Raw genomic sequence first — 7,157 nt, 5'->3', positions numbered from 1 at the left:
TTCAGTTTAAGATCAATGCGGTTCTTGCCTGTCGCCGAAGCAACAGAAGCGAACCAAACTTGGCTCAAGGGTCAAACGAATTCATTCATTAGGCCGAAGCCTGTTTGACGAGTCGCTTGCCTTGATAATAGGTGATTTATCACCCTCATCGGCAAGCGCCCACATGAATTACCTGATCAAATTGTTAAAGAGCTTTTCGAAGGGCGTTGCCGTTCGATGTGGGGCGTATTTTACGCATTTAACTCCGCGCGTCAACACCTTTTTTTGCCAAACACCTCATCAAGCAGCGGCTAAACGTTTGAGAAGTTCGTCGCGTCGCTGCTCGCTGACAAATGCCTCCTCGATAGCGTAACGATTGAGCATTCGAAAGGTATCTTCATCCCAGCCAAACGCATCGGCACACGCCAAATGGTTCTCCAGCAATCCACCGCCGAAATAGGCAGGGTCGTCGGAGCTAATGGTGACTTTGAGCCCCTCGGCCAACAGTTGGGGCAAAGCGTGGTCACTTAGCCGCTCGACAACTTTCAAGCTGACGTTTGACAGCGGACACACGGTCAGGACCGTTTGCTGATCACGCAAACGCTTGACCACGTCATCGCTTTCCAGACAGCGCACGCCGTGATCGATACGTTGCACTTCTAGGATATCGAGCGCTTGAGCAATGTATTCGGCAGGTCCCTCTTCTCCGGCGTGGGCAACACGGACCAGACCAAGTTCCTTGGCGCGAGCGAACAGCGCTTGAAACTTGACCGGAGGATGATCGCGCTCGGCGCTATCGAGTCCGATAGCATCCAGGAACTTCCAATAGGGAGAGGCCTGTTCAAGCACATGCAACGCTTCATCGGCGGGACGATCACGAAGAAAAGCCATGATCATGCCGATCGTCAAATCCAACGATGCTTCGGCCTCCTCTTTCGCCCGTAGAAGACCGGCCATGACGACTTCGAGCGGTACGCCGCGCTGTAGATGCGCCTGGGGGTCGAAGTGGATGTCGATATGCATCACCCCTTCGCTACGGGCACGCTTGAAATAGTCCATGGCAAGATCGTAAAAGTCTTGTTCATTGCGCAGTACGTTCATGCCTTGGTAATAAAGATCTAAAAACCCTTGAAGGTCTTTGAAATCGTAGGCCGCTTTCGCTTCGTCCACGGACGCATAGGGCAACTCGATCCCGTTACGGGCCGCCAGTGCGAACATGAGCTCAGGCTCCAAGGTGCCTTCAATATGCAAGTGGAGCTCGACTTTGGGAAGTTGACGTAAAAACTCATTCATACGGCGCGCCTGCTTGCGGTTGAGAGAAAGAAGTAGTATCGGTACATAAGCGCCCACCATCAAGGTGCCACCAAGCATCGATCCCAGCCAAAAGCGCCGCGTCCTCGGTTTGATGAACGAAGAAAATCACGGTTCGCCGTGCGAGCCAGCGATCTAGCGCCGCGGCCAAGTGCTTTGCCGTATCGGCGTCTACGCTAGCAAACGGTTCATCCAACAACACAACAGATGGATCGCGCAGCATCAATCTCGCCAAAGCAACCCTTCTTGCCTGACCTCCAGACAATTGCTGGCCTTTTTCGCCCACGTTCGTCGAGAGCCGCTTAGGCTGCTGTGCTACCCAGTCTTCCAAGCCCACCATGTTGAGTACCCGCCACAACTCGTCATCGGTAGCGCTCGGCTTGGCGATCCGTAAATTCGACTCAAGCGTTCCATCGAATAGATCCGTTTGCTGAGTGAGAAAGGCGAAATACTCGGCTCGACTCTCTGTGGAGAGACGATGTGGCGGCACTCCAGCGACACGAATCTCGCCCTGGGTCGGTGCCATACGTCCCATCAACACATTGGCCAACGTCGATTTACCAGATCCCGACACACCAGTAATCACGACTCGGGTATGTGGCAAGAGCGTCGCCTGTACATCGACCAGTGCTGGATACATCGTGTTGGGATAAGCGTAATGAACGGAAACAAGCTGGATGGCATGTTCATCGGCACGATAGGGAAGCCCTTGCATGTCGATTGCAGGCGCTAGGGGTTTGAGAGCATTCAAACGCTGCACGGCTGCGTAACTCGCGCCCAGTTTCAAGAACGCCGCGGGGAGCAACGCGAACACTTCGTTCATTCCCAGCACAGCAATCACGGCCATGACGAGCACCGGACCCACGACCTGCTCTGCCGAAAACGCCAAACTTCCCAGCCATAGCGTGGCGATGAGCATCAGCCCGGTCACCGCAGAAACGAAGGCGTTGCCCAAGGCCAATTTCAAAGCCAAACGACGCTGGTTCTCGGTGGATACTGCTTCGAGATTCTGGATTTTCTGGCGATGCCACCCGCTTGTTTGATAGCTACGCAGCTCCGCAGATGCCTGCACCTGATCCAATACCAATCGACGTAGCTCCTCTTGATCACTGACGTGCTGGTAGCTATTACCGAAGCCGATCCAACCAAAACCGACCGTCACCACTAGCCAAAGCAGCGTGAATACCAAAGCCATCACCACAGCAACCCAAGGTAGCCATATGGCGATGAACCCGGAGACCACGAGTACGGTCAGCAGCGCCGCTACCGGAGGGATCAGACAACGTAAGTAGAGATTATTGAGTTGATCGATATCTGCCGTTAGACGGCTGAGCCATTCACTTGCACGTTGCCGTTTGAGAGTCGCATCATCCAGGCCTGTCAAATCACCGAACACTCGGTAGCGTAGATCGGCCAACAGGGTAAGCACGGTGCTATGGTTGTATAAACGCTCAACGTACCGCGCCAAAGTCCTCAGCAGGGCAAAAAAGCGGATGCCTCCACCGGGTACGTATACGTCCAACGTGGACGAAAGACCCGCCGCGAGCGCGATCCCCGCCAAGGCGCAGGACACGATGAACCATCCGGACAGTCCTAGTAGTGACAAACCCGCAAGCAAGGTCACCCAAACCAATAAGGCTCCCAACCAGAACTGTTGACGGCGGCGAAGCAGTAACTTAAGCCAAGGCGCAACGTCACGAAAAAGGGCCATCATTGCTTTACCTCCACCAGCTGGCCTGAGCGGCATACAAAGTGGCGATTGGCTACCGTCATGACGGCCGGGTGATGCGTCGCCATGACTAGCGTACGCCCCTCACCTGCCCATTCGAGCAGCGCCTGGATGACCACGCTTTCCGTTTCTGCGTCTAAACTTGCCGTCGGTTCATCGAGCAAAATAAGCCGAGCCTGACTAAGATACACGCGCGCCAGCGCAAGCCGCTGCGCCTGTCCACCAGAAAGGCCAACACCACGTTCACCCACGGTCGTTTCCAATCCATGGGGCAAACTTGCCAATAGCTTGCCAAGCCCGGCTCGCTGCAAAGCTTTCACGAGCGCAGCGTCATCCGCCTTTGGAGAAGCAATGCGCAGATTATCAGCTAAAGAGCCCTGCAGTATGCACGGCGCTTGATCCAGCCAAGCAATAGGAATAGAAAGGTCGATGCGGCACACTCCACGAGTAGGCCTCATGAACCCCGCCATGAGTGCCAGCAGTGACGACTTACCGCTACCAGACTCACCGGTGAGCACGGCCACATCGCCCTGCCTTAGCGACATACTCACATCGCTGAGCACCGGCGTACGTTCAGCGTAGCGAATATCGACGCCATCAAGCTCGAGGAGCACGCCAGACGCCGAGGGCGGCAACGGAGAGGAAGCTACTTGGTTGGGTTCGTTGAGAATGGCCACGACGCTCTCAGCGGCGCCAAGGGCAGCAGCACGATCATGATAATGTTGCGACAACGTTCTAAGCGGCTGAAAAAATTCCGGCGCAAGGAGCAACACTGCCAACCCGCTAAACAGCGTCAACTGGGGCGAAGGACCGTAATCGATGTATCCTAGCAAGCCAAAACCGACATACATGGCCACGACAGCAATCGCGACGGAAGCAAAAAACTCCAAGACCGCCGACGATAAGAACGCTAAACGCAGCGTCCGCATACTCAGTCGACGATAGTGATCGGTGGCGTACCACACATCTTGCTGAGCCTCTTTGGTGTGACCAAACAGCTGCAGGGTGGTCATTCCGCGCACTCGGTCGATAAAGTTTGCGGAAAGACGAGAGACGGCCATGAACTGATCACGATTCAATCGCTCAGCCCCCATCCCTACCAATGCCATGAACAGCGGTATTAGTGGGGCGGATAAAAGCAGAAAAAAGGCAACCAGGTAGTCGAGCCAAACGACAATGCTCAGTATCAGCATCGGCAACGCCACGACGATTCTCAGCTGCGGATAAAAGCGAGCGAAGTAACCATCCAGCGCCTCGATGTGCTCCACCGACTGAGTGGCCAATGCCCCACTCTGCTGACGCGTCAACCATGTTGGCCCAAGCGCCGAGATTTTGTCGAGCAGGGTTTGCCTGGCATATTGGCGAATGCGAAGGCTTGCTTTAGCGCTACACGTCTCTTGCAGTGCCTGAAAAAGCGAACGCAGCAAGACAACCACCACGAGGCCAACGAACGGTAGCACGAGTGACCAGGGGGAACGCCCTGCAATGACCAACTGGTCGATCAGCCAAGCAAGCCCCACCACCAGCAGGACGGTTTGCATACCCGCCAGCACGCCCCAAACCGCCGCCCACATCAGCTGTTTCTGCTCGCGTTTGGCAAGCAAGTTAAGCCAATGGCGCGGCGTCATGGCCTCCACCGTATTCACTACGGGAGGATGGTCTGCCATACGTTAGTGGTATCCCTCCCCTACACGCACCTTGCCGCGGAACACCCAGTAGGTCCAAGCGGTATAGGCCAGGATGATCGGGATAACGAACAGCACGCCAATCAGCAGGAACAATTGTGATTCGGGCGCTGACGCGGCGTCCCAAAGTGTGTAATTGGGCGGCACGATAACCGGCCATTTACTGACGATCAGCCCTAAGTAGGTAAAGACATAGATGCCTATCGTTGCTACGAACGGTATCCCTTCATCGCGACGCTTGACGGAGCGATACACCATGAAGGCCGAAAAAAGCGCCAACGCTGGGAAAATCCAGATCAGTTGAAGATGGCCGAACCAACGTTCCCACACCACCGAATTAACGAACGGCGTCCAAATACTGATAATGGCGAACACCCCGAGCACCAGCGCCAGCAGCATGGGCGTGATCTTGTACGCCCAGTCTTGGATATGACCTTCCGATTTGAGGATCAACCAGGTCGCACCAAGCAGAGCGTAGCCCGCCATCAAGCCTAGTCCCGTGAGCACTGAGAACGGCGTCAACCAGTCGAAAGCACCGCCCACGAAAGCAAAGTTTTCGACACGGAAGCCTTGAATGTACGCCCCGACCACGGCCCCTTGGGCAAACGCCGCCACACCGGAACCCCAGCTGAATGCACGGTTCCACCAGCGCCGATTACGACGCGACTTGAAGCGAAATTCAAACGCGACGCCGCGGAAAATCAGCCCGGCCAGCATCAAAAAGACCCCTATGTAAAGCGCTGGCAAAAAGACCGAATACACCAATGGGAAAGCACCCAGCAGGCCCGCGCCCCCCAAAACCAGCCAGGTCTCGTTGCCATCCCATACAGGGGCTACCGAGTTCATCATGACATCGCGGGAATCTTCATCTGGGGCGAAGGGAAACAGTATCCCCAAGCCCAGATCGAAACCATCCATTAATACGTACATCATGAGGCCGAAGCCGATGATGCCCGCCCAAATTAGCGTTAAATCAAACATTTCCATGTTCAGCTCCTGACCGGATCGACGTCATCGTCAAAAGGGGTGTGTGCCGCAGAGAATGGGCGCATAGGCCGCTTGAAGTTCTCACTCGTCGTTTCCTGCTCGTCGTGAGGCAGCATGCCATTGCGTACCACGCGGGTGAGGTAGTAAATACCGGCGTAGAACACGACGGCATAGACTGCCACGTAGCCAATCAGAGTGAATAGCGCCATTGGCCCGGTCAGCGACGGCGTCAAGCCCTCGGCATGGGTCATCATGCCGTAAACCAGCCAAGGAGCGCGTCCGGATTCGGTGACGATCCAACCTGCCAACACCGCCGCGAAAGGCATGGGGATCATACAGACCAGCGCCTTTAAATAGCCCGAGTGTTCGTACACTCTGCCCTTGCGACGCATCAGCAGACCAATGAAGGCGGTTGCAATCATCAGCAGACCGATGCCGACCATGACACGGAAAGCCCAAAATACGATGATAACGGGTGGCTGCTCCTCAGGAGCAGCTTCGCTGATCCCAGGAATTACCCCATCGGGAGAGTGGGTCAAGATAATGCTAGCGAGGTTCGGAATGCCGATCTCAAGATGGTTGGTTTGCGCTTCCTGGTCCGGAATGGCAAACAGCAGCAGCGGTACGTTGCTAGACGTTTCCCAATGCCCTTCCATCGCCGCCACTTTAGTCGGCTGATGCTCGAGTGTGTTCAAACCATGAAAGTCCCCGACCACCGCTTGTGCAGGTGTGAGAAAAAGGAGTAGCCACAAGCACATGGAGAGCGCGCGGCGATTGGCCTCTGGATCGCGCCCACGAAGCAGGAACCAAGCGCTGACGCCCGCCACGACGAAACCACCCGTCAAGAAAGACGCCATGGCCATATGGGCAAAGCGATACGGGAAAGAGGGATTGAAGATAGCCTCGAACCAAGAGAGTACATGGAAGCGGTTGTCGATCAGTTCCACACCGGCAGGCGTGTGCATCCAGCTATTGGCTGACAAAATCCAGAAGGAAGAAATGAACGTACCCACTGCCACCATAATGGCAGCAAACAGGTGCACCCCTTGCGGGACTTTTCCACGGCCAAACAAGAGCACACCGAGGAATGCCGCTTCCAAGAAGAACGCGGTGACGACTTCATAGCTCAGCACGGGCCCCAAGAAGTTGGAGGCGGCCTGGGAAAAGTTGCTCCAATTGGTGCCGAACTGGAAAGACATCACGATACCCGAGACGACGCCCATGCCGAAGACAACGGCAAATACCTTGGTCCAAAACAGCGAAAGGCGGTCCCACGCAGGATTGCCGGTCTTAAAGTACAGCCCATGGAGCAGCGCAATATAGGACGCTAGCCCAATGGTAAAGACTGGAAAGATCGCATGAAACGATACAACGAAGGCGAACTGTATTCGCGATAGTACTAGGGGGTCGAGTTCCATCACACTCTCCTAAGACCTGAGTTGGTATCCCGTCAATGGGTGTCACAA

General features: G+C 55.3%; 5 protein-coding genes. All 5 read right to left on the bottom strand.

All coding sequences use genetic code 11. The features are described from left to right. Positions 1 to 279 precede the first annotated feature (279 nt). Genes MHM85_RS13270 through MHM85_RS13250 form a run of 5 tightly spaced genes read right to left on the bottom strand, consistent with a single transcriptional unit; the run spans position 280 to position 7,109 of the window. Positions 280 to 1,272, bottom strand: a complete 993-nt coding sequence (locus tag MHM85_RS13270) for an adenosine deaminase (RefSeq protein ID WP_153843862.1) — start codon at positions 1,270 to 1,272, stop codon at positions 280 to 282. Then, positions 1,265 to 3,004, bottom strand: a complete 1,740-nt coding sequence (gene cydC / locus MHM85_RS13265) for a thiol reductant ABC exporter subunit CydC (RefSeq protein ID WP_239286140.1) — start codon at positions 3,002 to 3,004, stop codon at positions 1,265 to 1,267. Before cydC ends, MHM85_RS13270 begins: the two co-directional genes overlap by 8 nt. After that, positions 3,001 to 4,686, bottom strand: a complete 1,686-nt coding sequence (cydD, locus tag MHM85_RS13260) for a thiol reductant ABC exporter subunit CydD (protein ID WP_239286142.1) — start codon at positions 4,684 to 4,686, stop codon at positions 3,001 to 3,003. Before cydD ends, cydC begins: the two co-directional genes overlap by 4 nt. 3 nt (positions 4,687 to 4,689) lie before the next feature. Then, a complete protein-coding gene (gene cydB, locus MHM85_RS13255; protein ID WP_219863607.1) occupies positions 4,690 to 5,691 on the bottom strand; it encodes a cytochrome d ubiquinol oxidase subunit II in 1,002 nt (333 codons plus the stop codon). Between the two features lie 2 nt (positions 5,692 to 5,693). After that, positions 5,694 to 7,109: a cytochrome ubiquinol oxidase subunit I gene (locus MHM85_RS13250; protein WP_139528018.1), complete on the bottom strand. Its 1,416-nt coding sequence runs from the start codon at positions 7,107 to 7,109 to the stop codon at positions 5,694 to 5,696. Positions 7,110 to 7,157: the final 48 nt, after the last annotated feature.

Origin of the sequence: Halomonas sp. McD50-4, from assembly GCF_022348135.1 — a bacterium.
Lineage (GTDB): Bacteria > Pseudomonadota > Gammaproteobacteria > Pseudomonadales > Halomonadaceae > Vreelandella > Vreelandella piezotolerans.
Note: the sequence above shows the minus strand (reverse complement) of the source record. Positions and strands in the feature narration are given on the sequence as shown.

Coding starts and splice junctions, on each gene's coding strand:
- MHM85_RS13270 (WP_153843862.1), bottom strand. CDS start 1,272: ATGAATGAGTTTTTACGTCAACTTCCCAAAGTCGAGCTCCACTTGCAT.
- cydC (WP_239286140.1), bottom strand. CDS start 3,004: ATGATGGCCCTTTTTCGTGACGTTGCGCCTTGGCTTAAGTTACTGCTT.
- cydD (WP_239286142.1), bottom strand. CDS start 4,686: ATGGCAGACCATCCTCCCGTAGTGAATACGGTGGAGGCCATGACGCCG.
- cydB (WP_219863607.1), bottom strand. CDS start 5,691: ATGGAAATGTTTGATTTAACGCTAATTTGGGCGGGCATCATCGGCTTC.
- MHM85_RS13250 (WP_139528018.1), bottom strand. CDS start 7,109: ATGGAACTCGACCCCCTAGTACTATCGCGAATACAGTTCGCCTTCGTT.